Here is a 667-nt window from a genome sequence, read left to right as displayed (position 1 = left end):
ATTATTTGGTCACTCATATTCTTTTTAGTTTGTAAAGTTGCTAATGTCCGGCAGCGTGCCACTTGTTCAGTCGGTTTGCTGTTTGTTATCGTTGTTAAAGAATCTTCTTACATCATAATTTGCGATAGTTCTTGCCAATGATTTAGGAGATACTCCATTGTTGTTCTCTATATCGGGATTAGCTCCATTTTTCAAAAGGTGTTCGATAAAAAAGCCATCTCCCTTGTATTGCATAACAGCTTCCCATAAAGGAGTATTACCATTTGCATTTTGCATATCTATATCTGCATTATGATTCAGGAGTAATTCAAAAATACCTTTCAACTGATATTGAACAGAAAGATATAATGCAGTGCGTCCGTCTTTCCTTTTTTCATTTATATCCAACCCTTTTTTTACAAATTCGGGTATAATTACACCTGCGGGATGTACGATACTCTTGTAATTCATTATATAGTAATGAAGTAGATTACTCCCATATTTATCTTTACTATTTATGTCATAATCTATTAGAGCTTGTATAAACCTGTTTGAGTCATCACTCAATAATTCAAGTTTCATATCTTCTATTGTTCTCATTTCTTTGATTCTAATGTAAACAACGATAATGTTTGGCAGCGTTCCGCTTTTTAGTCGGTTTGCTGTTTGTTAGTCGCTTATTCCCATT

At 33.6% G+C, this 667-nt stretch carries 1 protein-coding gene; it reads right to left on the bottom strand.

Annotated elements, in window-relative coordinates:
• Positions 1-66: 66 nt before the first annotated feature.
• Entirely contained in the window at positions 67-579 is a 513-nt protein-coding gene (locus tag DXA54_RS28020; RefSeq protein ID WP_007558978.1) for an ankyrin repeat domain-containing protein, read from the bottom strand.
• Positions 580-667 lie beyond the last annotated feature (88 nt).

This window comes from Bacteroides sp. OF03-11BH (genome assembly GCF_003604005.1).
Taxonomy (GTDB): Bacteria; Bacteroidota; Bacteroidia; order Bacteroidales; family Bacteroidaceae; genus Bacteroides; species Bacteroides ovatus.
This window is presented reverse-complemented; position numbering and strand designations above follow the sequence as displayed.